This is a genomic window from Hydrogenobacter sp. T-2 (assembly GCF_033971325.1).
GTDB classification, from domain to species: Bacteria; Aquificota; Aquificia; order Aquificales; family Aquificaceae; genus Pampinifervens; species Pampinifervens diazotrophicum.
The window spans coordinates 787,359-811,628 of sequence record NZ_CP117180.1; the positions used below are offsets into that span (position 1 = coordinate 787,359).

General features: G+C 42.7%; 36 protein-coding genes. 14 read left to right on the top strand and 22 right to left on the bottom strand.

Annotation, left to right across the window (positions count from 1 at the left end):
* Nucleotides 1–41 precede the first annotated feature (41 nt).
* Nucleotides 42–446, top strand: coding sequence for a hypothetical protein (locus IAE16_RS04580; RefSeq protein WP_323701550.1), 405 nt, complete (start codon nt 42–44; stop codon nt 444–446).
* Nucleotides 447–566: 120 nt separating this feature from the next.
* Here IAE16_RS04580 and IAE16_RS04585 read toward each other — a convergent pair whose 3' ends face one another.
* Complete coding sequence (locus tag IAE16_RS04585) at nt 567–1,694, bottom strand: aspartate aminotransferase family protein (protein WP_323701631.1); 1,128 nt, start codon at nt 1,692–1,694, stop codon at nt 567–569.
* Nucleotides 1,695–1,797: 103 nt separating this feature from the next.
* Between IAE16_RS04585 and IAE16_RS04590 the strand changes: the two genes are divergently transcribed.
* Nucleotides 1,798–2,514, top strand: coding sequence for a hypothetical protein (locus IAE16_RS04590; protein WP_323701551.1), 717 nt, complete (start codon nt 1,798–1,800; stop codon nt 2,512–2,514).
* On the opposite strand, the gene IAE16_RS04595 is transcribed toward IAE16_RS04590, so the two are convergent.
* Nucleotides 2,511–4,193: an NAD+ synthase gene (locus IAE16_RS04595; RefSeq protein WP_323701552.1), complete on the bottom strand. Its 1,683-nt coding sequence runs from the start codon at nt 4,191–4,193 to the stop codon at nt 2,511–2,513. The genes IAE16_RS04590 and IAE16_RS04595 overlap by 4 nt on opposite strands.
* On the bottom strand, nt 4,190–5,101 hold the full coding sequence (locus IAE16_RS04600) for a tetratricopeptide repeat protein (protein WP_323701554.1): 912 nt from the start codon (nt 5,099–5,101) through the stop codon (nt 4,190–4,192). Before IAE16_RS04600 ends, IAE16_RS04595 begins: the two co-directional genes overlap by 4 nt.
* An 87-nt stretch (nt 5,102–5,188) precedes the next feature.
* Here IAE16_RS04600 and hfq point away from each other — a divergent pair, with 87 nt between their 5' ends.
* The 3 genes from hfq to IAE16_RS04615 are packed head-to-tail and all read left to right on the top strand — an operon-like array spanning nt 5,189 to nt 7,781.
* Nucleotides 5,189–5,392 (top strand): RNA chaperone Hfq, encoded by a 204-nt coding sequence (gene hfq / locus IAE16_RS04605; protein WP_345785534.1) that lies wholly within the window; start codon nt 5,189–5,191, stop codon nt 5,390–5,392.
* Nucleotides 5,392–6,498: a GTPase HflX gene (hflX, locus tag IAE16_RS04610; protein ID WP_323701557.1), complete on the top strand. Its 1,107-nt coding sequence runs from the start codon at nt 5,392–5,394 to the stop codon at nt 6,496–6,498. Before hfq ends, hflX begins: the two co-directional genes overlap by 1 nt.
* Entirely contained in the window at nt 6,495–7,781 is a 1,287-nt protein-coding gene (locus IAE16_RS04615) for an adenylosuccinate synthase (RefSeq protein WP_323701558.1), read from the top strand. Before hflX ends, IAE16_RS04615 begins: the two co-directional genes overlap by 4 nt.
* Here the strand turns inward: IAE16_RS04615 and IAE16_RS04620 are convergent.
* Genes IAE16_RS04620 through IAE16_RS04630 form a run of 3 tightly spaced genes read right to left on the bottom strand, consistent with a single transcriptional unit; the run spans nt 7,760 to nt 9,643 of the window.
* A complete protein-coding gene (locus IAE16_RS04620) occupies nt 7,760–8,515 on the bottom strand; it encodes a metal ABC transporter permease (RefSeq protein ID WP_323701559.1) in 756 nt (251 codons plus the stop codon). The genes IAE16_RS04615 and IAE16_RS04620 overlap by 22 nt on opposite strands.
* On the bottom strand, nt 8,512–9,396 hold the full coding sequence (locus IAE16_RS04625) for a metal ABC transporter solute-binding protein, Zn/Mn family (RefSeq protein WP_323701560.1): 885 nt from the start codon (nt 9,394–9,396) through the stop codon (nt 8,512–8,514). The genes IAE16_RS04620 and IAE16_RS04625 overlap by 4 nt, the downstream gene beginning before the upstream one ends.
* Nucleotides 9,397–9,436: 40 nt before the next feature.
* Complete coding sequence (locus IAE16_RS04630; RefSeq protein WP_323701561.1) at nt 9,437–9,643, bottom strand: hypothetical protein; 207 nt, start codon at nt 9,641–9,643, stop codon at nt 9,437–9,439.
* Between the two features lie 32 nt (nt 9,644–9,675).
* Here IAE16_RS04630 and IAE16_RS04635 point away from each other — a divergent pair, with 32 nt between their 5' ends.
* Together IAE16_RS04635 and IAE16_RS04640 are read left to right on the top strand one after the other, a co-directional pair.
* On the top strand, nt 9,676–10,191 hold the full coding sequence (locus IAE16_RS04635; protein ID WP_323701562.1) for a DUF433 domain-containing protein: 516 nt from the start codon (nt 9,676–9,678) through the stop codon (nt 10,189–10,191).
* Nucleotides 10,188–10,517: a DUF5615 family PIN-like protein gene (locus IAE16_RS04640; protein WP_323701563.1), complete on the top strand. Its 330-nt coding sequence runs from the start codon at nt 10,188–10,190 to the stop codon at nt 10,515–10,517. Before IAE16_RS04635 ends, IAE16_RS04640 begins: the two co-directional genes overlap by 4 nt.
* Before the next feature lie 121 nt (nt 10,518–10,638).
* Here IAE16_RS04640 and IAE16_RS04645 read toward each other — a convergent pair whose 3' ends face one another.
* The 5 genes from IAE16_RS04645 to IAE16_RS04665 are packed head-to-tail and all read right to left on the bottom strand — an operon-like array spanning nt 10,639 to nt 13,454.
* Nucleotides 10,639–12,060 (bottom strand): TonB-dependent receptor, encoded by a 1,422-nt coding sequence (locus IAE16_RS04645; protein WP_323701564.1) that lies wholly within the window; start codon nt 12,058–12,060, stop codon nt 10,639–10,641.
* 13 nt (nt 12,061–12,073) lie between these two features.
* Nucleotides 12,074–12,412 (bottom strand): hypothetical protein, encoded by a 339-nt coding sequence (locus tag IAE16_RS04650; RefSeq protein WP_323701565.1) that lies wholly within the window; start codon nt 12,410–12,412, stop codon nt 12,074–12,076.
* Between the two features lie 49 nt (nt 12,413–12,461).
* Nucleotides 12,462–12,719 (bottom strand): hypothetical protein, encoded by a 258-nt coding sequence (locus IAE16_RS04655; RefSeq protein WP_323701566.1) that lies wholly within the window; start codon nt 12,717–12,719, stop codon nt 12,462–12,464.
* Nucleotides 12,720–12,763: 44 nt separating this feature from the next.
* Nucleotides 12,764–13,045, bottom strand: coding sequence for a nucleotidyltransferase domain-containing protein (locus IAE16_RS04660; protein ID WP_323701567.1), 282 nt, complete (start codon nt 13,043–13,045; stop codon nt 12,764–12,766).
* Nucleotides 13,029–13,454 (bottom strand): nucleotidyltransferase substrate binding protein, encoded by a 426-nt coding sequence (locus tag IAE16_RS04665; protein ID WP_323701568.1) that lies wholly within the window; start codon nt 13,452–13,454, stop codon nt 13,029–13,031. Before IAE16_RS04665 ends, IAE16_RS04660 begins: the two co-directional genes overlap by 17 nt.
* A gap of 18 nt (nt 13,455–13,472) precedes the next feature.
* Between IAE16_RS04665 and mog the strand changes: the two genes are divergently transcribed.
* Nucleotides 13,473–14,003 (top strand): molybdopterin adenylyltransferase, encoded by a 531-nt coding sequence (mog, locus tag IAE16_RS04670; protein WP_323701569.1) that lies wholly within the window; start codon nt 13,473–13,475, stop codon nt 14,001–14,003.
* Nucleotides 14,004–14,005: 2 nt separating this feature from the next.
* On the opposite strand, the gene IAE16_RS04675 is transcribed toward mog, so the two are convergent.
* The 8 genes from IAE16_RS04675 to tpx form a co-directional block, all read right to left on the bottom strand.
* A complete protein-coding gene (locus IAE16_RS04675) occupies nt 14,006–14,245 on the bottom strand; it encodes a PepSY domain-containing protein (protein WP_323701570.1) in 240 nt (79 codons plus the stop codon).
* Between the two features lie 33 nt (nt 14,246–14,278).
* The gene (locus IAE16_RS04680; protein WP_323701571.1) at nt 14,279–14,491 is read right to left on the bottom strand and encodes a DUF3276 family protein; all 213 of its coding nucleotides are present in this window, start codon (nt 14,489–14,491) and stop codon (nt 14,279–14,281) included.
* A gap of 21 nt (nt 14,492–14,512) precedes the next feature.
* Nucleotides 14,513–15,052 (bottom strand): Uma2 family endonuclease, encoded by a 540-nt coding sequence (locus IAE16_RS04685; protein WP_323701572.1) that lies wholly within the window; start codon nt 15,050–15,052, stop codon nt 14,513–14,515.
* Nucleotides 15,052–15,594 (bottom strand): Uma2 family endonuclease, encoded by a 543-nt coding sequence (locus IAE16_RS04690; protein WP_323701573.1) that lies wholly within the window; start codon nt 15,592–15,594, stop codon nt 15,052–15,054. Before IAE16_RS04690 ends, IAE16_RS04685 begins: the two co-directional genes overlap by 1 nt.
* Nucleotides 15,594–16,136, bottom strand: a complete 543-nt coding sequence (locus tag IAE16_RS04695; protein ID WP_323701574.1) for a Uma2 family endonuclease — start codon at nt 16,134–16,136, stop codon at nt 15,594–15,596. Before IAE16_RS04695 ends, IAE16_RS04690 begins: the two co-directional genes overlap by 1 nt.
* Entirely contained in the window at nt 16,136–16,681 is a 546-nt protein-coding gene (locus IAE16_RS04700; protein ID WP_323701575.1) for a Uma2 family endonuclease, read from the bottom strand. Before IAE16_RS04700 ends, IAE16_RS04695 begins: the two co-directional genes overlap by 1 nt.
* Nucleotides 16,681–17,205: a Uma2 family endonuclease gene (locus tag IAE16_RS04705; RefSeq protein WP_323701577.1), complete on the bottom strand. Its 525-nt coding sequence runs from the start codon at nt 17,203–17,205 to the stop codon at nt 16,681–16,683. Before IAE16_RS04705 ends, IAE16_RS04700 begins: the two co-directional genes overlap by 1 nt.
* Before the next feature lie 74 nt (nt 17,206–17,279).
* Complete coding sequence (gene tpx, locus IAE16_RS04710; RefSeq protein ID WP_323701579.1) at nt 17,280–17,789, bottom strand: thiol peroxidase; 510 nt, start codon at nt 17,787–17,789, stop codon at nt 17,280–17,282.
* A 120-nt stretch (nt 17,790–17,909) separates the two neighbouring features.
* On the opposite strand from tpx, the gene IAE16_RS04715 reads away from it, so the two are divergent.
* The 6 genes from IAE16_RS04715 (at nt 17,910) to IAE16_RS04740 (ending at nt 22,874) form a co-directional block, all read left to right on the top strand.
* Nucleotides 17,910–18,974 (top strand): DUF3782 domain-containing protein, encoded by a 1,065-nt coding sequence (locus tag IAE16_RS04715; protein WP_323701580.1) that lies wholly within the window; start codon nt 17,910–17,912, stop codon nt 18,972–18,974.
* Nucleotides 18,975–19,009: 35 nt separating this feature from the next.
* A complete protein-coding gene (locus tag IAE16_RS04720) occupies nt 19,010–19,486 on the top strand; it encodes a GspH/FimT family protein (RefSeq protein WP_323701581.1) in 477 nt (158 codons plus the stop codon).
* A gap of 64 nt (nt 19,487–19,550) precedes the next feature.
* Complete coding sequence (locus IAE16_RS04725) at nt 19,551–20,006, top strand: GspH/FimT family pseudopilin (protein WP_323701582.1); 456 nt, start codon at nt 19,551–19,553, stop codon at nt 20,004–20,006.
* Entirely contained in the window at nt 20,003–20,332 is a 330-nt protein-coding gene (locus tag IAE16_RS04730) for a type IV pilus modification PilV family protein (RefSeq protein ID WP_323701583.1), read from the top strand. The genes IAE16_RS04725 and IAE16_RS04730 overlap by 4 nt, the downstream gene beginning before the upstream one ends.
* An 11-nt stretch (nt 20,333–20,343) precedes the next feature.
* Entirely contained in the window at nt 20,344–21,297 is a 954-nt protein-coding gene (locus IAE16_RS04735; RefSeq protein ID WP_323701584.1) for a PilW family protein, read from the top strand.
* Nucleotides 21,298–21,302: 5 nt separating this feature from the next.
* Nucleotides 21,303–22,874, top strand: a complete 1,572-nt coding sequence (locus IAE16_RS04740; protein ID WP_323701585.1) for a hypothetical protein — start codon at nt 21,303–21,305, stop codon at nt 22,872–22,874.
* A gap of 58 nt (nt 22,875–22,932) precedes the next feature.
* On the opposite strand, the gene IAE16_RS04745 is transcribed toward IAE16_RS04740, so the two are convergent.
* The 3 genes from IAE16_RS04745 to IAE16_RS04755 are packed head-to-tail and all read right to left on the bottom strand — an operon-like array spanning nt 22,933 to nt 24,213.
* Complete coding sequence (locus IAE16_RS04745; RefSeq protein ID WP_323701632.1) at nt 22,933–23,283, bottom strand: transposase; 351 nt, start codon at nt 23,281–23,283, stop codon at nt 22,933–22,935.
* A gap of 21 nt (nt 23,284–23,304) precedes the next feature.
* The gene (locus IAE16_RS04750) at nt 23,305–23,535 is read right to left on the bottom strand and encodes a hypothetical protein (protein WP_323701586.1); all 231 of its coding nucleotides are present in this window, start codon (nt 23,533–23,535) and stop codon (nt 23,305–23,307) included.
* Between the two features lie 3 nt (nt 23,536–23,538).
* Nucleotides 23,539–24,213 carry a peroxiredoxin gene (locus IAE16_RS04755; RefSeq protein WP_323701587.1) on the bottom strand — a complete coding sequence of 225 codons (675 nt, stop codon included), beginning with the start codon at nt 24,211–24,213 and terminating at the stop codon, nt 23,539–23,541.
* Nucleotides 24,214–24,270 lie beyond the last annotated feature (57 nt).

The window sequence follows — 24,270 nt, forward strand, 5'->3', positions numbered from 1 at the left end:
AACAATTGATAAAGCACTCGCCCTGCCTTATAATTAGACCTATGAGGTTTTTAGTTTTTATCCTTGTGCTGGGTCTCCTGCTTTCTTACTCCTTAGCCAAGGAAGTTCCCTTTACCCTTGAAGACAGGGACAGGATTATAAGGCTTGAGGAGAACCAAAGAGAAGGTTTCAGAGCCCTTATGCAAAGGATAGATGATACCAACAAAAGGATAGATGACATAAACAAAAGAATAGATGACACAAACAAAAGAATAGATGATATGATAAGCATTATGCTTTGGGGCTTTGGAGTTTTGTTTGCTGGTATGATGAGCCTTATAGGTTTTGTGATATGGGACAGGAGAAGTGCACTTGCTCCAGCTATCAGAAAAACAAAGGAGCTTGAGGAAAGGGAGGAAAAGATTGAAAAGGCTCTCAAGAAACTCGCAGAAAAAATCCAGAAGTAAAAGAAGCCCTGAAAGAAGCTGGTATCCTTTAGAAATTTTTTAAAAGGAGCAGTGAAGACTAACAGAATAGAGCGTCATGCCAATAATTTTTTAAGAAGGCTAAACGCACTCTCACAAGCCTTAAAGAATATGCCTTAGTATTTCAATAGCTTGGTCTATGTGTTTTTCCTCAACTATAAGGGGTGGGACAAACCTCAAGACCTTCTCTGCGGTGCAGTTTATCACAAGACCCTTTTCAAGTGCTTTCTGCACAAGCTCGGAGCAGTTTCTCTCAAGCTCCAAACCAAGCATTAGACCTTTGCCTCTAACCTTTCCCACTCCAAGCTCTTGGAGTTTTCTCTTGAAGTATTCTCCCACCCTTTGAACCTGTGGTAAGAGCTCCCTTACCCTGCGAACCACCACCATAGAAGCTCTGCAGGCAAGGGGGTTTCCACCAAAAGTAGAACCGTGTGAGCCTGCCTTAAAAGCCTTAGCGACCTCATCTTTGGCAAGCACCGCACCTATGGGGACTCCACCACCCAAGCCTTTTGCAAGGGTTATTATGTCTGGTTGTAGGCTGTAATGCTCGTAGGCGTAGAATTTACCAGTCCTTCCTATGCCTGTTTGAACTTCGTCCACTATAAGCAGAAGACCCTCTTTCCTGCATAGCTCTTGAATTTTCTGCAAAAACTCTCCCTCTGCCTCCTTTATACCACCCTCTCCATGTATAACCTCAAGCATTATGCCAGCGGTTTCTTTCTTTAGAGCCCTTAAAACAGAGTCAAAGTTGTTTAGCTCCGCATAGTCAAAACCTTCAAGGAGTGGCTCAAAGCCCTTTTGTATCTTTTCCTGTGCGGTTGCGGACATGGCACCAAAGGTTCTTCCATGAAAGGAGCTATAAAAGGTAATAATCCTGTATCTTTTCTCACCCTTCTCGTAAAAGTATCTTCTTACGAGCTTTATAGCTCCTTCGTTTGCCTCCGCACCACTGTTGCAGAAAAAGACCTTTCCAGAAGTCCAAAAGCTATCCACAAGCTCCTTTGCCAAATCTTCTTGCCAGGGATTTTCAAAAAGATTGGAGATGTGCAAAAGGCTTTGTGCTTGGTCGCATATGGCTTTTGTAAGCTCTGGGTCTGCGTATCCAAGGGCGTTTACCGCAATGCCTGCAAGGAAGTCAAGGTATTTTCTACCTTGGTCGTCATACAAATATACTCCTTCGCCTTTGACAAACCTTACAGGAAGTCTTTTGTAGGTTTCCATAACATACATGGCTATATAGTTTAGCATTCTTAAACCTTCTTTAACAAAGAAGTGTTAGAATTTTCTAAGTGGGATTGGAAAACTTCGTTAAAACCATAAAAGAGGTTTTACAATGAAAAAGTGGCTTTTATTGTTTATACCCTCTTTTAGCTTCGCCTTTTTTCCCTTTGAGGCGGAAGATGCGGGCACTCTGGGAGGGTTAGGGAATTTTCAGTTTGAGACGAACTACGCCAACTTCAAGTATTACAGCGGTGCAAGAAGGCAGGTGCTGGACTTTCAGTTTCAAGCGGGTCTTCTCAAAAATATGGACCTTGCGGTCATCCAGCCATATGTGAAGCTAAAGGAAGAAGGTCAAAGGCTAAGTGGTGCGGATGACCTGAGAATTTTCATAAAGCACATACCCTTTGAAGTAGATGGCTGGAGAGCAGGCTATAGGATTCAGCTAAACCTTGACACAGGGAAGGAGGGCATAGGCTATGGAAGGACCACTGCCAACGTAAACCTTATAGCGGAAAAGGACGTAGGAAACATTACTCTTAACCTCAACGCTGTATATATAAAGTCCTCACATGTGGAAGGCTTGAGGGATGCTTACGGAGTGATATTTCATCTTTATGGTAAGCCTGCTAAGTGGCTAACCTTGGGTGGAGAGATAAAGTATATCAGACCAGAGCATAAGGTTTCAAACAAGGACACACACCTTTTAGTGGGCTTTCTCTTGCATCCCACAAAATCCATAGACCTGAGCTTTGGAGTGCACAAAAGCCTTAACAAACACCAGGAACAGCCAGATTATGGTTTTCTAACAGGTTTTCTCTACAGGTTTTAGTAGCTACCGCTTATAGGCATTCTCCAGTCCTTTCCAAAGGCTCTTTTTGTTAGCTTTGGACCAATGGGTGCTTGTCTTCTTTTGTATTCTGCCCTTCTTACCATTCTAAGAACCTTCTTGACAAGCTCCCTATCAAAGCCCAAAGCTACTATATCCTCCAGCCCCATACCTTCCTCTATGTGTAGCCCCAAAACTTGGTCAAGTAGCTCATAGGGTGGCAATGTATCTTGGTCTGTTTGATTGGGTCTTAGCTCTGCAGTGGGTGGCTTTAACAAAACCCTCTCTGGTATGTCTGGCTTTATGGAGTTTCTGTATCTTGCCAGTTTGTAGACCCATGTTTTGTATAGGTCTTTTATGGGAGCAAAGCCCCCAGCCATATCTCCATATATAGTAGAATAGCCCACCGCAGATTCGCTTTTGTTGGAAGTAGAAAGCACAAGCCAGCCATATTTGTTGGAAAGATAAAAAAGTATGTTAGCCCTTATGCGTGCTTGCAGGTTTTCTTCTGCTATGGAAAGCTCTTCAGAATCCAAGAGTGTCAAGTATGTCCTATAGACTTCTTTTATAGGATATTCAAGTAAACTAATGCCTAAGTTTTTAGAAAGCTCGTAAACATCCTCCCTGCTTTCAGAAGAAGTAAACTCCGATGGCATAAAAACCCCCACAACCCTATCCTTACCAATGGCATCCACCGCAAGACAGGCAACCAAAGAGGAATCTATACCACCAGACAAGCCAAGCACAACCCTTTCAAAGGAGTTTTTCTCCACGTAATCCCTTATGGCTAAGAGGAGAGCCCTGTATAACTCTTCTTCGTCCCTTTGACTTGCCTCCACTCTAACCTTGTGTAGTTCTTTGTTTTGTAGGGATATGGAAGCGACCATCTTAGGAGCGGACACATCCCTTTCCCTTAGCCTTAGGTCAAAGAACCTCTTCCTTCTGACCTTCTCCACCTCAAGGCTTACAAAAAGCAGGTCTTCCTCAAAGGCCCTTGCCCTTGCGATGACTTTACCCTCTGGGTCTATCACAAGGCTTCTGCCGTCAAAGACAAGCTCATCCTGTCCCCCTACCATGTTTACATAAACCACATAGGCTATATTATCTTGGGCACGAGCTTTTAGAAAGCTTTCCTTAAACTCATACTTTCCTCTATAGTAAGGCGAGGCGTTTATGTTTAAAAGCACTTCACAACCTGAGAGGGCATAGTATCTCTCCCATCCATCGGGATGCCAAATGTCTTCACAGATAGAAAAGCCTACTTTTACTCCCTCTATTTCAATCATCAATGGCTCCTTGCCAGCCCTGAAATATCTCTTTTCGTCAAAGACCGAGTAGTTAGGCAAAAAGGTCTTTTTATAGACTCCGAGGATTTTACCTTCTGCTACCACCACAAGGGCGTTATAGAGGTCTCCCTCATAATAAGGCATGCCAAAAACAAGCACTGAAGATAAGCCCTTAGAAAACTTCACAAGCTCCTCAAGAGCGAGCATACACATTTCTATAAAGTCATACCTCAAAAGCAAGTCCTCTGGAGGGTAGCCACATAGGGCAAGCTCTGGGAATATAACCATATGAGCCCTCTCCTGTGCTTGTTCGGAGAGTAGCTTTATCTTGCTTATGTTAGTTTCTACAGAGCCCAAAAGAGGATTTATCTGAGCTAAAGCCAAGCTTATAATCATATATCTCTTCTGACTTCAAATAGTCTTCTGATTACCTCAAGCCTCTCTTGGACTCTTAACTGATTGCTTCGGTCTCCTATAAGCCTGTAAAGCTCTACAGCTCTTTGGTAGGAGTTTAAGGCTTCTGCAAAGTCGTTCTTCATAGTGTATGCTACCGCAATCCTTTCGTATAAAGACGCTTCTACTTTTCTGGTTCCTGCAGACCTTGCATAGCTTATTGCCTGTTCGTATTGCTCCAGTGCCTTATCGTAGCTCTTAAGCTCCATGCTTATGTCACCCATCTTTGCGTTTATCCTACCTAAGGAAAAGATATCATTCAAGGAACTTGCCACTAAAAGAGCTCCATCATAGGCTTTCATAGCCATGGTGTAATCTCTCTTTTTTAACATAATATCGCCTATTTTCTCTAAGACTATGAGCTTATCCTTGTCTGAAAGAGACCTGTTTTCAATGCTCATGTAAGTTTTTAGTGCATCCTCTAAGTTATTCACCTTTTCATAAGCCTCGGCGAGTCGAAATACAAGAGAAATGTATATACTCTGGCTTATCCTCTCCGCATTTTGCAATACATTCCTATAAAGGTTTATTGCCCTTGTGTAGTTACCAATCCCTTCGTATGCACTACCTAAATAGAAGGCGGATAGTACCCTTTCCACTTCATCTCTTGCTCTGTTATTTGCCCTTTCAAGATAGTCTATAGCCAGAGCGTAATTTCGCAACTCAAGATGAGCTCTTCCTACACACAGATAGGTTGTATAGTTTCTGTTCCCACTTTGAATTAGCCTATCGCCGTATACTATTGCGGATCTATATTCCATAGCTTCGAGCCTTTTCAGACAACCCAGTGGAGACAAAGCCCAACTACTGACCGAGAAAAGCAAAGGTGTAAGGATTAAAAGGAGCAACATTTCTACCTCCCTTTTATATTATAGCACTACATAACTTGACTAATGTAAAAAGTTTTATAATTTATACTGGAGGTTGGTAAGATGTTTATGGAAAAGAACACCAATGTGCAAGACGAATACATAGAAGACCTTAAGAAGAAAGGGGCTACTGTGACAGTGTTCCTCACAAGAGGAAATAGGATAACGGGCAAGGTACTTGACCACGACAAGTATACTCTCTTGCTTGAGGTAGAAGGTGAGCCTAACCTTATATATAAGCATGCAATAAGCACCATAGTTCAAGGGGGTTAATGAAAAGCATTCTCGTAAACCTTATAGAAAACAGCAAGCAGGAAAGTAAGGAATCCCTTGAGGAATTAAAGGAGCTCCTTAAAGCCTTAGGGGGTCATTGTCTTGGATACATAACCCAAAGGAAAAGCCATCCAGACCCAAAATACTACGTGGGTGCAGGTAAGGTGGAAGAGATAAGACAGGTGGCGGAGGGAACGGGTGCAGATGCGGTTATATTTGACGCATTTCTTAGTCCCTCCCAGGTGGCAAACCTTGAGAAGGCTATAGGCAAGAGGATAATGGATAGGGCGGACTTGGTGTTGGAGATTTTTTCTCGTAGGGTGAGGTCAAAGACTGCTAAGCTACAGGTGGAGTTGGCTAAACTCACTTACGAGCTTCCAAGGCTCTATGGAAAAGGTAAGGAACTTTCAAGGCTTGGTGGTGGTGTTGGAACAAGGGGTCCTGGTGAGCAAGAGGCAGAAATAAGGAGAAGGTGGATAAAGAAGAGGATACAGCAAATAAAGGAGGAGCTTGAGGACATAAAAAGGCAAAGAAGAGAGCAGAGAAAAAGGAGGGAAAGCTCAGGAGACCTAAAGGTGGTAAATGTAGCATTGGTGGGCTACACTAACGTGGGAAAGTCCAGCCTTATGAAAAGCCTAACAGGCAGAGAAACCCTAACTGCGGATATGCCTTTTGCTACCCTTGATACTACCACCTCTGCAAGGCTCTTGTTCCCTGACATAAAGGTCCTTATCACAGACACGGTGGGCTTTATAAGAAAGCTACCACCTGAGCTTATAGAGTCCTTTAAGGCTACCTTAGAAGAGGTTCAAGAGGCGGATATAATTTTGCATGTGATAGATATCTCAGACAAAAATTGGCTTGAAAAAGTCAAAGTGGTCAAGCAAATACTAAAGGACCTATCTGCGGAGGAAAAGCCTGTAATATACGTTTTCAACAAGGCGGACAAGGTGGTAGAGAAGGAAGAAGACATAAAGTATCTCACAGAGCCTGCCTTTATGGAAAGTAGGTCTGTGGTGGTTTCTGCGGTAAAGGGGTGGGGGATAGGAGAACTGCTCAAAGCTATCAGGGAAAAGGTAGAAGAGCTTCAAGGAGCGGTGGGATGAAAAAAGACCTTGTTATACTGGGTGCTCAGTGGGGTGATGAAGGAAAGGGTAAGGTGGTAGACCTGCTCTCTGCGGACTTTGACATGGTGGTGAGGTATCAAGGTGGGAGCAACGCAGGTCATACAGTAATGGTAGGAGGAGAGAAGTTCGTCCTGCACTTGCTACCTACTGGTATACTTCACGAGCAAGCCATAGGCGTGGTTGCTCAGGGTATGGTGGTAGACTTAGAGCTTTTGGTAAAGGAGATAGAAGAGCTTGAAAAGAAGGGATTGAAAGTATGGGATAGGATATACATAAGCGATAGGGCACATATTGTGCTTCCTTACCATAAAGTCCTTGACTCTCTCTTTGAGAAAAAGGGCAAAATAGGGACTACTCTAAGGGGTATAGGACCCTCTTATATGTTTAAGTATGGCAGGAAGGGCATAAGGGTCTGCGACCTTGAAGACCCAGACAGGACCTACCAGCTTATAAAGGAAAACATTGAGTTTGTCTCCGACCTATGCGAAAAGGTATACTGTGAAAACCACAGGTTGGATGCACAAGAGGTTTTTGAAAAAACTATGGAGCATTATAAAAGGGTCAAGGAAAGGGTGATAGACACCACAAGGCTAATTTTGGACTTTAGAGGAAGGGTGCTTTTTGAAGGTGCACAGGGCACAATGCTTGACATAGATATGGGGACTTATCCTTACGTGACCTCTTCTAACGCTTCTGCACTTGGACTTTCTAACGGCACGGGGCTTCCACCAAAGTATTTTTCAGAGGCAAACTTCTGGGCGGTATCAAAAGCCTACACCACAAGGGTAGGAGAAGGTCCTTTCCCTACAGAGCTAAAAGATGCCACAGGTGAGCTCCTCAGGGAAAGGGGTGGAGAATACGGAGCAACCACAGGAAGACCAAGACGCTGTGGATGGCTTGACCTTGTTGCTCTCAAGCATGCGGTGGAGGTAAACGGTCTTGATGGCATTATAATAACAAAGCTTGATGTTTTGGATGCCTTTGAGGAGATAAAGGTCTGTGTGGCTTACGAGGTGAATGGCAAGAGGATAGACCACTTTCCTGCGAGCTTAAGTCTTCTTCAAAGAGTAAAGCCTGTTTATAAGACCTTTAAAGGATGGCTCAAGGATACAAGAGGTGCAAGAAGTTTATCTACTATGCCCTCGGAGGCTTTGGAGTATATTGATTTCATCCAAGAATACCTTAAAGTGCCGGTGGTTATGCTCTCCACAGGACCAGAAAGGGAAGAGTATTTCTGGCTTTATGAACCCGCATGGAAGTAGCTACTAACAAGTAGCTTGTAAAAGAAGGTCATAAGACCCACCAGAGCTTGGAAAAACACAAGGCTGTAGCCTGTGGGAAGGTCAAGCCAGAAGGAAAGAGCTATAGCCAAAAAGCTCCAAAAACTGCCCCAAGTCCATGCAAAGACAAGACCACGACCGAGGAGCAAGGAAACGAGGGCAGGAGAGACAAGCAGAGAAAAAACCACTAGCACACCAGCTAGCTTTACAGAGCTGGCAAGGGTTATGGAAAAGAGGGCAAAAAAGGAAAGTTCACGAAGTATACCACTGATATACCTTCTCAGATACAGGAGGATTCCTAAAACCGTATATATGCCTGCGGTTTTTATTACCTCCTCCATACTAACAAAGAGAATATCGCTGGCGGTTAGTTTTTTTAGCTCTTCCATGCCATGAGCGGACATAGAAAGTAGCAAAACCGTCAAGGAAAAGCCCAAGGCATACAAAAGTCCAATAAAAGCCTCTGAATATTCCTTAAGTTTCTGAGAAATAGCTATCAAAAGACTGGCAAAAAGACCAAAAATTAGAGAAAAGGCGTAGGTATATTCACCATGAAAGACAATAAGAGAAAAGGCAATGCCCACTCCGGAAAACTGTGCGACCGCTATATCTGTAAAGATGATTCCTCTTTTAACTATTTCCCTTCCAAAGTAGGCATGAATACCCATAAGCACCACAGAAAGGAGAAAACTGGAAAGAAAAAGGTCAAGAATCATTGAGAGAGCCTCCTCAGGATTACATCGTAGAGGTCAAAGAGGTTTTTCACACCTTCAGAGCCCACATCGCTGGGAAGAACGACAACCCTTGCACCTATACTGTCCGCCACCCTTTGTGCGGTTCTCATCTCGTTTTTCCTAAAGCCCTCAAGTATTACATACCTTACACCTTGACCCCTTGAGCTTTGTACAAGACTGTCTAAATGCCTCGCAGTAGGTGGTATACCCGGCAGAGGCTCAAGGGTTCCTACCTCTTGAATGCCATAGCGATTAAGCAGATAATTATAGGTCTTGTGCCACTGTATTACCTTTAGACCTCTGAGCTTTGAAAAGCCCTCATCCCACTCTCTTAGCTTTGCATCCCATCTTCTAAGAAAGTCTTCAAGGTTAGCGTTGTAGAAGGAGCAGTCTTTTTGATTTAATTCACACATCTTATTCCTTATAGCCCTTGCAAGAATGGGTATGTTACGAGGGTCAAAGACATAGTGTGGGTTTCCCTCTGGATGCACGTCTCCCATCTCCCTCGAGACCCTCTCTGGCTTTTCAATTAGGTTTATGAACTGAGAAAGGTCCAAAAAGCCTGCTCTTCCGGGTTGAATTCTTGGATTGTTAGACTGCTGGAGAAGGGGTGGCAAAAAACCTATTTCGAGGCTTGCACCGTTTATAACCACAAGGTCTGCATCCCTCATCCTTGCTATGTGAGAAGGTCTTGGCACCACAAAGTGGGGATCCTCATCCGGACGGGCTATCACATGCACCCTCACTTTGTCCTTTCCTATCTCCCTTACGAGCTCTCCTATCCATGGATAAGTGGCAACCACCCTTAGCTGGGCAAAAGCAAAGGAAAGGCTAAACAGTAGCAGAGCTAAAAGGCTCTTCATGGCAAGCACCTCCTTTCAATATTGAATTTGATATTGTATATCATAAACTACCCTCCTCCTTTTTGTCAAGTCTTTTGCCTGCGGACTCTATGAGCTTTTTAGCACCAAGGTATACCGCTATTCCTACTACCACTGCAGAAGAGCCTATACAGGCAGGGCAATGTCCACATCCACAAGCGGACATATAGCCGAAGGCTCCTACAGAGGGAGCAAGGGGAAGGGTTTTTATAAGGGTTTTCTTAAGCATGATTCACCTCCCGTGGGCTTATAATGAAAAACATGAAAATAACAAGAGACCCCGAAGTCTGCTTTGGTAAGTATGTAATCCAGGGAACGAGGATAATAGTTTCTGAACTTTTAGAAAACCTACCAGAGTATGAGAGCTGGTCTGAGTTAATCTCGGAGTATCCAAGCCTCTCGGAATATATGGAAGAAGATTTGTATAACGCTCTTGTGTATATCCTTGGTGGGAGATATGAAAGGAACATATTTATGTGCGTATATAGTAGAAGAGCTGACTCTTGCAAGCGGTTGGCGTATAAGCTAAGAAGACTTGAGAGAAGAAAGACAAGACAAGAACTTTCAAAACTTCTTCTAATGTTGTTGCGTAGTGTAGAGCCAGAAGAAAACTCTATGGAATATAAATGGCTACGCAGATATAAGAGTTTTCTTAATATAAAAACGGGTAGAGAAATAAAGAGGGTAAGAAGGAAGTTAGCTGAGCTAATACTCTTGGATTTATTGAGTTTAATAGAACCAAGTGCTGACAGATATAAGAGTGCGTTAAGAATATGAAACCTTGCGTATTTCTTGACGAAAATATAACAAAGAGCTTTGAAGCTAAACTTAGAAACGCTGGCTTTAATACATATAGACCACGAAAGGGGGCAAAGGATGAGGAAGTATTCCAAAGTTGTCTTGCAAAAGGTTGCATTCTTATAACAAAGGATAAAGATTTTTTGAGGGTAGACTACCCCAAATTGAAAGGCTTTGTATTGATTGAGGGGAAAGACAAACATATTGAGCGGTGTTTTGATTCTATCGTAAAACACATAGAAGTAGGCGTGAAAGTGGAAATAAAAGTAAATAGTAATTGTAAAGTTTCTTGGAAACCTATATAGATTGAGTGAACTTTTAGATATGCCTCTTATCTTTAAGAGATTGGCAGAGTTAAAAATTCCAAGCGAACATGCGGTCATATTTCCTATAAATCTTGGGGGCAAAAGCCCCCAAATTAGGGTCTTAGAAGGGATGAGCACCGTGAGCACCTATGGCGAAGTTAAACTGCAGGATGACTTCCTTGACTGGCTTTCTCTTTTGACCCTCATAGAAGGCTCTGTTTTCCCCTACCTGTAGCCTTATGCGAGAAAACTCGGTGGGAGTGTATTCAAACATGGCATAGTATGCAGGCAGGTTATCTGGAGCCCATTTGGAGCGCCCTCCGACTTTTACGTCGTTTTTGTTTATGAGCTCGTATCTAACGCCTGCCCTCCACTGCTTGTGAAACCTACCTAAAAGTTGAGCGTAAAAGCCTGCTTGTTTTTTACTTACATTTTCAGACACAAGACTTCCACTATCAAACTCATACTCTAAACCCTTCTGGTCTCTATAAATGTATTCTCCCTGCAAGGCTACATACCTTATGCCGTCTATCTGATATCTGGCGGTAAGGTCAAGACCATATAGCTTTGTTTTTGCATCAAGCCCGTGGTCGTCGTGAGAGTGTCTGTGCTTGCCTTGAGCGTATGAAAGTCCTGTGAGGATGGAGAGGTTTCCTATATCAAAAGAGGTCCTTAGGTATCCCACATAGAGGTTTGGCACTGGTTTGTCTTCAAGCTCAAAGGTATTGCCCGTATTTGGGTCAGTTATGGTAAAGCCCTTGTAGCCGAAGCTCTGTTCGTTTTCACCTTGTAGCACTTCCACACCAAAGAGGAGATAAAAGGGTGTGGGTGCAAGCCATGTTATACCTATACCCTTTTCCGTAAGACCATGATCACCAAGAAATACGAGGTTTGGCAAGGGTAATGTTGCAAAGTCCCAAGCGTGTGGGTGTTGTGCGTTTAGCCTTCCAAAGCCACTTCTAAACTTACCCACTTTGAGTTGAAAGCCCCCAGGCAAGCCCCTCGTAACCGCATAAGCCTCCTCTATCTCTGCACCATGCTCTGAGAAGGGTATGGTTGCATAAAGGTCAAAGTATGGGTCAACGGGTGCGTAGAGGTATAGCTCGCCGTAGTTGAGGTTAAAGCCTCTCTTTTCGTTAAGCATGCCGTGTCCGTGGTCTCCATGGTCGTGCCTGTGCCAAAGTCTTGGAATTCTGAGTTTTTCATATTCCTCATCCTTCCTGTTTCTGGCTACCGCAGAAAAGTCCAATATAAAGGATATGTCTGGCAGAAAGGCAGTCTGCCTGAAAGGAGAGACCTGATAAGCCTTTAGCCTTTCGTCAAACTTAGCCCTTAATTCAAGGCTCCTGTCTGCAGGTGCTGGCTTTTCTGAAGGTTTTTCCTCGGGTTTTGCCTGCTGAGCCTTTTCCAAAGCCTGTATTTTCCTCTCAAGTTCTTGGATAAGTCTTCTTTGTTCCTCTAACTGACGCTTTAGGTCCTGAAGGTTTTCCTGTGCAAAGGTAAAGCTAAATATTCCTCCAAGTAGCAATAAGGCTTTTCTCATGGCTATAACCTCCTTATAGTGTTATTACTTGTTCAACGCCTAATTGCTGGGCTTTCCCATATAGGTTTGGAAAGCATCCTATGGTTGCACCCTCCACCAGCTTGTCTGCTATGTTTCTCTCGTAGCAACACTGGTCGCACCCCATAAGGAAGCCTATTTTGCCCTCCCTGAGGAGCTTGGCAAGCCTTTCACCTATGGGATTGCCCTTAACTAACACATAGTTGTTGTCAAGAAAGAAAAACGTTCCTGCTACCTCTACAGGGTGAGCGTCGTTCTCCAGCTGTGGGAGTATCATCCTCCCAAGTATGTAGCTGGCACTGTTTGGTGTGCTAAAGATATACAAAACTCTCACGGCAAGCACCTCCTTTGGTAGTTTTTAGGTGTAAGGGGTCGGTAAGTGCCTAGGAGGTTGGAGGTGCTCGCCCGTAGGTGGTCTTTAAGAGAGGTCTAAAGGATAAGGTTTGAAGGTAAGGTTCAATCTTTACAAATAAAGCTATAAGCCTAAACTTTACTGAAGGTTGATAGCTTGGAGCATCTGTCTGAACATGTTGGATTATACAGAGGGAACAGTCTATATGAAGCTCATGGTCTTCGTGATGGTGCTCCGCAGAGGCAAAGTCCGCAAAGAGCAATAAGAGGACGCTTAGAAGTGAGACCAATAACCTCATATTGAAAGTGATTTTAACATTCACAATGTCAACTGTCAAGACTCTCTTGAGTATATCTCCACCCCCTCCTCCATAAGCTCCTTATCCTTTATTAGGTCTATCTCATATAGTAGGTCAAGCTCCTCAAGGCTTGAATAGAGTCTTAGGTATTCTGAAAAGCTCATCTGAGGTGCAATAAGCAAAAGGTCTATGTCTGAGCCTCTTGTATAAGAGCCTTTAGCCCTTGAACCAAAGAGGTATACTCTCTCTACCTTTGGATAACTCTTAAAGAACTCTCTCAAAAGCTCAATAGTTTTTTCGTCAAGCCCTATCTCCATACTCCCTCTCCCTTATTCTCATAAAGGTTTCCAAAAGTTTGGAAAACTCCTGAAAAAAATCCTTGACTATACTATCCACTACCTGCTCCGCAAGACTTTGGTCATAAGTATGCAATGTTAGATTCCTTGCCTTTAACATATCCAGCCAAAGGTCTCCCTCTTGTATTAGACCAAACTTAAAGGCGGTTTTAATGGCGTCCCTTGAGCCTTTTATATCCGTATGCCCTTGATAGAGAAGGTAGTCCCTCATTAGGTTCCATGCAAGCTCAAAAACATACTCAAAAGCCTGAATAAGTCCCTGCTTTTCCAAGTCCGTAAGCTCTCTACTTTTATATAGCTCCACCGCACTTCTCAATTGTTCAAGTGCCTTCTGGTAGCTGTCAAGCCTATATACCCACCTCGGCGTCATAGCTTATAATATAAACACATGGAAAAGGCAAAGATTGGAGTGCTTACCATATCAGATAGGGCAAGTAGAGGAGAATACGAAGACATAAGCGGTAAATACATTATAGAGTATATAAATGAAGTTATCACCTCACCCTTTGAGATAGTATACCGTATAGTCCCTGACGAGAGAGACCTAATAGAGGGTGCTTTGATACACATGGCGGACATAGAGGGTTGTTGTCTTATACTTACCACCGGTGGGACAGGACCTGCACCAAGAGATGTGACGCCAGGGGCTACAGAGGCGGTATGCCAAAAAATGCTCCCAGGCTTTGGTGAGCTTATGAGGACTGTGTCATTAAAACAAGTGCCTACCGCAATCCTTTCCCGTCAAACCGCAGGCATAAGAAACAAAACCCTCATAATAAACCTGCCTGGCAAGCCTCAATCTATAAAGGTCTGCCTTGATGCAGTTTTTCCTGCAGTCCCCTACTGCATAGACCTAATAGGTGGACCCTATATAACCACAGATGAGAGCAAAGTAAAAGCCTTCAGACCCTCCAAGTAAGCTTACCTTTTTCTGGTAAACCTCAGGAGCTTTCCATCCTTTGCGTCAATTACTGCTGTGCCTTCTGTTCCTCTAACTCTATAAAAACACTCTCCCGTCTTTTTGTTCTGAGAGAGCTGGGCGGACTGCACAGTTCCTACATGCTGTCTTGCGTTGTTTATAGCTTGCTCAAGGCTTATGGAAGGTCTGCAATCCTCAAGGGCAAAACTAAGGAAGGGAATAAAGAGGATAAACTTCTTCATAACTCCCACCTCCTGCAGGGTATTTCAAAGCTTTTACTTTACCTCCTTCATCTTACCCACTACCTCCTGCAGGGCGGACATAAAGGCTTCTGCCTTTTCTTCAAAAACCATTAGCCTGTTTTTTCTGTCTTCTGTCTGTTCCGTTATCACTAAGTAGGCAGAGCCATCCCTACCCTTCTTGATATCAAAAAAGTATGTTCTTTTGCCAGCGTTTAACTTCTTAGAATAGAGCCTTTCCCTTTGCACGATACGACCTCCTCCCTTCTATTATAAGTTAAAAATCCCTTCCACATCTAACTCAAAACCCTCCAAGACCTTTGAGCTTACCTTACCTTTCTCCGTAGCGAAAGATAAGAGTTCATAGCATTTTTCTGTTAGTTCGTATACCATAATAGTTTTCTCCAGAGGAAACACAAGCCAATACTCTTTTACTCCATGCCTTTCATATAGCTTCATCTTATCTGTTAGGTCTCTCTTCAAGGTAGAAGGTGAGACAACTTCTACTACAAGGTCAGGAGCACCATATATTTTGTCCTTTACCTTTGAAAGGTCAGATACATACACAATATCAGGCTGTAGCACATTTTCTTCGTCAAAGACCACATCCACGGGAGCTACAAGTATTAGACCAAGAGAGTTGGTATCCACAAAACCTCTCATAGGTATAAAAACTCTCAATAAAATGTCTTGATGCTTTGGTGTTGGTGCGGGCATCTCGTAGACCTCCCCATTAATTAGCTCAACCCTGCCCTCTTCTGGATACAGCTTGAAAAATTCTTCTGCGGTCAGTTTTGTTTTGACCTTCACTAAAGCCCTCCAAAGATTTCTTCTGCATCAAGTTCAAAACCCTCAAGAACTTTAGACCTCACCCTACCTTTTTCTGTAGCATAAGAAAAAAGCTCATAACCCTTTTGTGTAAGTTCGTAAACCATAATGTTTCGCTCTAAAGGGAAAATAAGCCAATATTCTTTTACACCAAAGGCTTCGTAAAGCTTCTTTTTGTCTTGAACATCCCTCTTGAGACTTGAAGCGGATACAACCTCAACAACTATATCTGGAATTCCATAAATTTTTTTCTTTATTTTACTCCTATCCGAAAGGTAAACCAAGTCAGGTTGAACCACAGTCTCTTCATCAAGAACCACATCCACAGGAGATAGCACCACCTTACCCATTCCTTTCTCTTCTGTATAGAGCCTCAATGGGATAAATATTCTCGCAATAATCTCTTGGTGTATAAACTCTGGTGCAGGCATCTCGTAGACCTCCCCGTCAATGAGTTCAACTCTACTTTCCTCTGGATACAGCTTAAAGAACTCCTCCGCGGTTAGCTTTGTTTTTGTTTCCATTATAGCCCTCCAAAAACTTCCTCTACCTCAAGCTCAAAGTCCTCAAGAACTTTTGACTTTACTTTACCCTTTTCTGTAGCAAAAGAGAAAAGCTCATAGCCTTTTTCTGTTAGTTCGTATACCATAATAGTTTTCTCCAGAGGAAACACAAGCCAATACTCTCTTACTCCATGCCTTTCATACAGCTTCATCTTATCCGTTAGGTCTCTCTTCAAGGTAGAAGGTGAAACCACTTCTACTACAAGGTCTGGCGAGCCATGTATTTTCTTTTTTACCTTGTTTATGTCTTCTACGAATAGTATATCTGGTTGAAGGACAATATCCTCCGCAATGACTACATCCATAGGTGCAACAAAAACCTTCCCTTTGCCTTTTACTCTAACATGTCCCTTTAAAAAGTAAAATAGATTTCCAACTATGTCTTGATGATTGGCATCTGGTGCAGGCATTTCAAAGACCTCCCCATTAATTAGCTCAATCCCGCTTTCTTGTGGATATAGCTTGAAGAACTCTTCCGCAGTTAGTCTTGTCTTAACTTCCATCACAATCCCTCAAAGACCTCTTCTACTTCTGACTCAAAACCCTCTAAGACCCTTGACTTTACTTTACCCTTTTCTGTGGCAGAAGAGAAAAGCTCATAGCCTTTTTCTGTTAGTTCGTATACCATAATAGTTTTCTCAAGAGGAAACACAAGCCAATACTCTTTTACTCCATGCCTTTCGTACAGCTTCATCTTATCTGTTAGGTCTCTCTTCAAGGTAGAAGGTGAAACCACTTCTACTACAAGGTCAGGAGCACTGTATATCTTGTCCTTCACCTTTGAAAGGTCTGAGAGGTATACTATGTCTGGTTGGAGGACTAATTCTTCAGAAAAGACCACATCTACTGGAGCGATAAACACCTCACCTTGAAGCTTTGAAACAGTTAAATGTTCATGTATCAACCTTGAGAGGTAAAAAAGCACCCTTTGATGGCTGACATTTGGTGCAGGCATCTCGTAGACCTCCCCGTTAATCAGCTCAACTCTGCTCTCTTCTGGATATAGCTTAAAAAATTCTTCTGTAGTCAGCCTTGTTTTTACCTCCATTAAAGCCCTCCAAAGACCTCTTCTACCTCAAGCTCAAAGCCTTCAAGAACTTTTGACTTTACCTTACCCTTTTCCGTAGCGAAGGAGAAAAGCTCATAGCCCTTTTCTTTTAGTTCGTATACCATAATAGTTTTCTCCAGAGGAAACACAAGCCAATACTCTTTTACTCCATGCCTTTCGTATAGCTTCATCTTATCTGTCAAGTCTCGCTTAAAGGTGGAAGGAGATACTACCTCTATTACCATTTCTGGTATTGAAAATATTTTGTCTAACCTCTCAGGCTTTTCGGACAAATAGACTATATCTGGCTGTAGCACCGTATCCTCAGACAGAACAAGGTCTATAGGAGATGGCACTATCTTATCTTCCGTATTGGGATATGCAAAAAGTTTTCTCAGAAGTCTGGAAAGTATTATTTGGTGCATTAAACTTGGTGCAGGCATCTCAAAGACCTCCCCGTCAATAAGCTCAACTCTTGATTCTTCTGGATAAGTTTCAAAGAATTCTTTGACGGTTAGTTTCATCTTTTCACCCATCCCCTTTTAATATAGTATTAACACTAACAAAATCAATAACGGGGGCAAAGCCCCCAAGTTGTTTATAGAAGCTCTTTTACTTTGGCTACCACTTCGTCGTAGTTTGGCTCTTGGGTTATCTCTGGCACAAGCTGTGTGTAAGCTATTTTACCCTGCTTGTCTACCACAAATATAGCCCTTGCGAGAATACCCTTGAGAGCACCCTCGGATATGAGCACGCCATACTTCTCCATGTCTCTGTATCTGAAGTCAGAAGCTACCACCACATTGCCAATATTGAAGCTCTCACAGAACCTCTTTTGAGCAAAGGGAAGGTCCATAGAAATAACGCACACTGCCACGCCTTCCATACCTGCCATAAGCTCGTTGAATTTTTTGGTCTCTGTCTCACATACAGGAGTGTCCAAAGATGGAACTGTGACTATTACCTGCACCTTATCGCTTGGTCCACCTATGGCTATTTCTTGAAGGTCCTTTGTGACCACATAAGCTACTGGAGCAGGGTCTCCCACATTAAGAGTAGGTCCGCAAAGGGCAACAGGGTTGCCTTTTAGGTTTACGGTCTGTGCCATGGTTTTACCTCCTTATGGGTTTTGCTATATTTTAAGGGTTGTGCAAGGTCTTTCAGAATGATTTATATCAAGAAGCTCAATATTCATCTTTTCAAAGGTGTAGGCTTATAATTTACTATTATGCAGGCACAAAACCTTGAAGAGCTAAAGAGGCTTGTTCTTAAGGTATTGCCAGAAATTATTAAGGAAGACCCCGTCATAAAGGCTTACATCAAAGACCTACTAAAAGACAGCTTTGCAGAGAAGGATAAGACCGAAGATAGGATAGAAAAGCTCTATGAGGAACTGGTAAGACTAAGAGAGGAGTCCGAGAAGAGGTGGCAGGAGTATTTGGAGGATAGGGAGAGAATGTGGGCGGAGTTGGAAAGGCAAAGGGAAGAGTCTAACAAAAGATGGGAGCAATACATACAAGAAAGAGATAAAATATGGGCGGAACTGGAAAGGAGAAGAGAGGAAGAAAGACAAGAAAGGGAAAGAATGTGGGCAGAGTTGGAAAGGAGAAGAGAAGAGGACAAAAAGGAAAAGGAATCAATCTGGGCGGAGTTGGAAAGGCAAAGGGAGGAATCTGAAAGGAAGTGGGAGGAGTATAAGAAAGCTCTTGAAGAACACAGAGAGGAATCTGAGAGAAGGTGGGAAGAGTATAAGAAGGCTCTTGAGGAGCAAAGAGAAATACTTATGCAACATTCCAAGATACTTGAAGAACACAGCAAAGCTGTACAGTTTCTTATGGAAGAGGTAAAAAGGCTAAGCAGGAAACATGACTCTACTATTGGTGCTCTTGGAGCTCGCTGGAGGCTACATTCTGAGGAGTCTTTTAGGAATGCTCTCAAGGGTATACTTGAGGAGAGTTTTCCTGTAAAGGTGGAAAGATATCTCAACTACGACAAGGAAGGTATAGTTTTTGGAAGACCAGACCAGATAGAGCTTGACCTTATCATTAAAAATGGCGAGATAATCGTAGCGGAGATAAAGTCCTCTATGAGTAAGGCTGATGTGTATGCCTTTTTAAGAAAGTTAGACTTTTACCAATCTAAGGAAGGAGTAAAGGTTAGCAGGGCCATAATAATATCGCCTATTGTAGAGCCAAAGGCAAAGGAGGTGGCACTAAAAAATGGTATAGAGGTTTATTCTTATGCGGAGGATGTAGAGGGGCTAAAGCAGGAGGATGAAGACTACAGTTTTTAGAGGTTTTATAATATAGCTTGGAGGGGTCAGGTTTTATGAGGAGTAAGAGGGGGCTTACCCTTCTTGAAGTTTTGATAGTTATCCTTATAATATCCATACTGGCAAGTATAGCCATACCAGCTTTTGGTAGATATTACAGGACTTATAAATACAACGAATATGTTCTGCAGGTAGAAAGTGCTTTAAAGTGGGCAAGGTTAATAGCCATGGAGCGGGGCATAAATGTGGGTATATGCGTGCAAAACAACACTCTAACGCTTCATAATATGGGAACGAGACGGTCAGGAATATGCTCTGGGGATGTTATAAGAAGGATAGAGGTTAAAGATAACTTTGTTAGCCTAAGTGCAAGTGGTGGAGGGTCTGCCTTTGACCCTCGGGGCTTTGCAATTTTTAGTAGCACTATACGGATTGTAAGAAACGACACTCAAGATTGTGCTTGCTATACTTTACAGCCTCTTAGAGGTTTTGTAAGAAGGGGAGTATGCACTGGTAATACGTGTTCCTTTTGACTTCACCTAAAATTCACGCATAGGCAGGGCTATAAAACTTATAGTATTAAAAGGAGGCTTTGGTATGAAAGCTAAGGGTTTTAGTATTGTGGAGCTTCTTGTGGTCATCTTAATATTTTCTATATTAGCGAGCGTGTCCATACCACATATAACAAGATACTACAGGGCATACAAATATAACGAACAAGTTTTGCAGGTAGAAAGCACACTAAAGTGGGCCAAGTTGATAGCTATGGAAAGGGGTATAAACACGATTATATGTGTAGACAACGATGGCATAAAGGTATACAATGGAGGTTTAAACAGAACTCTTAACTGTGAAGGTCAGTTAATAAGAACTATATTAAGAGAAAACTTTGTTACAATACAGGGAATAGGCACGCCTGTTGGTTTTGACCCAAGAGGTTTGGCAATAGGCAATGGAACTATAAGAGTAAGCAGAAACGATGGCGTAAATGCCTGCGTTCAATATAGAGTGAGGGATATGTCTGGTTATATACAAAGGGAGGCTTGCCAATGAGAGGTTTTAGCCTTGTAGAGGGACTTGTGGCTGTATTGATAACCTTTATAATCGCAGTAGGTATTGCAGGACTTCTTACAATGTTTGGAGTTTATAACAGGAGCAATGTGGAAATTACATGTGTAGTGCAGGCGGTAAGCTCCACCATAGAAGCATGCAGAGGTGGCGTTGTAAGGACTGCCTATAACTGCGGAGGACGTAATATAAATGTTAACCTGAGCGGTAATTGTAATCCTCCACAGAACACATGTAGCAACATAACAGCTTCTGCAAATGTATCTGGAATTAGCTACAGCCTTACGGATGTGGTTTGTAATCTTCCATGAGGAGGTGGGCTATGAGAAGAGGTTTTACTCTTGTTGAACTTCTTGTAGCGATAATGGTGTCTTCCATAATACTCTTAGCTATAGCGTCCCTTTTTATGGGTTCAAACCGCGCTTTTAGGGTAAATAGAGATGTTGCGGAAATGAGCGAAGATGTGAGAAACGCTATAACAACTCTTGAATTTATTTTTTCAAGGTGGGGTGCAGGCGTGCCATGTGCGAATAACAATTGCAATATTACCAATAGCATACCGGACTGCACAGGAGTCATAGTTTCTAGTCTAAACAACTCTATACCTCCTACATATGCACCTCCATCCGATCCTATGTGTATGAGTGTAATATCAGAGCTAAGCATAGGTCAGCCACTAGGTCAGCCACAGGTATCCAATACATATGTGATTTTTTATGCAAACCTTTATGGCATTGGTTTCGTTGTATCTACCAATGGCAATAACGCAAATGTATTAAGCTGTAGATTAAGCTCTAATCAGAGACAAAATTGTTATTACGTATGGAGAAATGGTAATGTAAAGGGTAGCTTTTATACTGATAATCACGGAAACACTGTCCCAGTTCCAGTAAGGCTATCTCAATTTAGTGGACAGCCCGATTGTATTCAAGGACATCAAGTCAATCTCACCATTAATACCGCCGTAAATAGAATAGTTAACGCAGGCGATGATATAACATTAGAGCCTGGAGACTACATAACCCGTGTCCCTCATAGAGTAACTATTTATTTAAGTAATAACCAAGAGCGGACACCAAGCGGAGTAACTTACAGATGGCTACTTATGGACAGAGTTGACTTGGCACAAGCATGCAATGACACAGAAACAGCGATTAGAATAGGAAGGGTTCAAAACTTTAGTGTCCAAAGACAAGGTAGGTCTGTGGTGGTTAATGCCACTTTTGTGAGTGCGGATGGTAGGACTTATCCTATAACAAGAATTTATGGGAGGTGATAGCCATGAGAGAGAAAGGCTTTGCACTTGCAACTACTTTGGTGCTTGGCGTAGCTATACTTGTTATGGGAATAGCAGGCATGTTTGTATCTGAGATGGGCTTTAGGTCCATATCTTCAGAACAGGCATGGCACAGAGCGGAAAAGGCAGCAAACGCAGGGCTTCAAACAGTTTCAGGAAGAATAATACAGAGAAATTTTAATTGTGGTGATGTTGCAAACTTTAACTTTAACGGTGCCAATGTTGAAGTCCGAACACTAAGTGATAATAATAGAGGTCATTGCTTTTTGTGGGCAAGGGCTACAATAGGGAATAATACCAATGTGGTAAAGGTGGCAATACTTAGTATGGGAAATCCAGCTGGAGATTTTGGAACATTAACCTTTAGGCAAGCCAGCAACTTAAACATAGGAGGCTCTGGTGCCATAACAAGTTGCGATGTAAACTGCAGAACACCCGCAGTAGTCATAGGTAATCAACTGTCTAATTTGCCCCAACGAAACCTTGTAACCACTTGCCCTAACAATCCGAAAGGTGTTACAGCATTGGTGGACCCATTGGTTGTCAGCCCAGAGCTTCTAAATAGAGACTTAACAAGCACCGTATTTGACAATATAAACAACAGAACTGAACTTCTTAATATGCTTTCTAACCAATTTAGAGTTAGCTTTAACAACGGAACACCCACAGGTATAACTGGAACCATAACGCAGATATCCGACCAAAACGGGCAGTTGTTGAGCCAGGTTATAAACACAGTTAATCCACCAAACTATGATGTTTGTAGAGCGGGATACAACAACTGCACAGCATCTGGAAACAATATAAACTGCAGTGGTAATACTAACCTAAGGTTTGTATGGGATGGCAGTAAGTATCTCGTCCAACCTCAGAATAATATAACCATAGGAGGCGTAAACATAACTGCAGGCAGAACCGTTGCTACTTGCAGTGCGGTAGACCTCGGACAGAATGCCACTCTAGATATAAACAACTTTAACGGTGGTGGTCCAATTGCTGCAAATCAGATAAACCTAAATGGCAATGTTTCAAATGTCACCCTTATAGCCAGAAATCAACTTGAGGATAAATCTAACAATATTACGGTTCAGAATGTGAATGTTTTTGCCCAGAATATAAGGCTCGATGACAATGGCTTAAAGTGGAAAGGTGGACTTCTTTATAGTGGTGGTGCAGGAGTTGGAAACTTTAATATAGACTTGAGGGGTAACAGCTATCTTGGTTCTCAAACAGATCCCGTCCTTTTAATAACAGACAACAACATGAACATACAGAGGAATGGAACTGCGAGCATAAACGGGCTTGTCTTTGCAACTGATGCGAACAATAACCTTAACATAGGAGATGGTAATGGTAATTTCTCCTTAAATGGCGCGATAGTTAGCAACTCTAATAGTAATAACAATGTGAACATCAGCGGTAATTTTGAAATAAACTTTAATAGAAGTGTTTTGGAGAACCTACGGAATAAATTCGGCTTTTTGAAACCTCCACCCTGTAGCACAAGTGCGTCAGTAAGGATGCCATTTATACAAACAAAGATGACCGTATACTAAGAGGGTTCAATGGCAGAAGCCATAACTAGCACTCATAGAATTACCCCATAGCCTAACCTCAAAAAGAATTATCAGCTGAGCATATATCCTCTCCCAATCCCTCAAAGGCTTTACCCTCCTCTAAGTCCATACCTACTCCATAACACACCTTCAACAACGCCTCATCCGTCAGAAATATCCTCTTGCCATATATCACCTTCCTTATCTTGCTGTTTATACTCTCCACAAAGTTCACCGTCGCCAACATCCTCCTTGTCTCATAGGGATATTTGTAAAATGTCAATATTTCTTCAAGCTCTCTTTCCCAGTCCTTAGAGACAAGGTGTAATAAGTTGGAAAAGAATAAAGCACTCTTTAAAGATAGAAATAAACGAGAGGTAGTTCTCTTCCTGTGAAAGATTAGAGAAATGGAAAGAGTGGAGTATTATGACTATTCCAAAGCACTATGTCCCTTTTCAGTTAGAGCATATTCCTGCCCCTCTACTTGAAGAAAACCCGCCTGAGTGAGTTCTCTGAGGGAGCTTCTTACTTGGAAAAGGGGGCGGCCGGTGAGCTCGACCGCCTCTTCTGGTCTTATCTTGCCCCTTTCCTTAACAAGCCTGAGAAAAGAAAGTGCCCTTTCTGATAGCTTTCCGTCTGGACTTACGCATCCCATACTCATGGCTTACCCCAACTTCTTCTTGCAGAAATACCAATCCGCGCACTCATAACCATCCTTCAGTCTCTTTATCGCATCTTCGTACGTGGTAGGTGGAGGCACTATCACCTTGGTGTTTTCTTCAGTGAACTCCCAAGTTTGAGGCGCGGGAACCCAGTCTGCTGGTGTTGCCACTCCATGCTTGTCTGCAGTTTGGAGAGCATCTATTAGCCTGAGTATCTCCCTCATGTTCCTACCTGCGGATAGTGGGTAATAGATTATGGCTCTTATCTTTCCGTTAGGGTCTACCACAAACACAGCTCTCACAGTGGCAGTTGAGCTCTCTCCGGGATGAAGCATGCCGTAGAGCCTTGCCACTTTGCCGTCTGCGTCTGCCACTATGGGGAAGGGTATGTCCACACCCATCTTTTCCTTAATATTCATTACCCAAGCGATGTGAGAGAAGTTGCTATCAATGCTTAGTCCGAGGAGCTGGACATTTCTCTTCTGGAACTCTTGGTGGAGTCTGGCAAAGCCCATAAATTCTGTGGTGCAAACTGGCGTAAAGTCTGCTGGGTGTGAGAAGAAGACCACCCACTGACCCTGAAAGTCTTCAGGGAACTTGATAGGACCCATAGTGGTTTGGGCTTCAAAGGCTGGAGCCTGGTCTCCTATCCTTGGCATGCTGACTACTTGTTCCATGTCTCTACCTCCTTATAAGAATTTTGATATATAGTATTATAAGCATATGCGAATAAT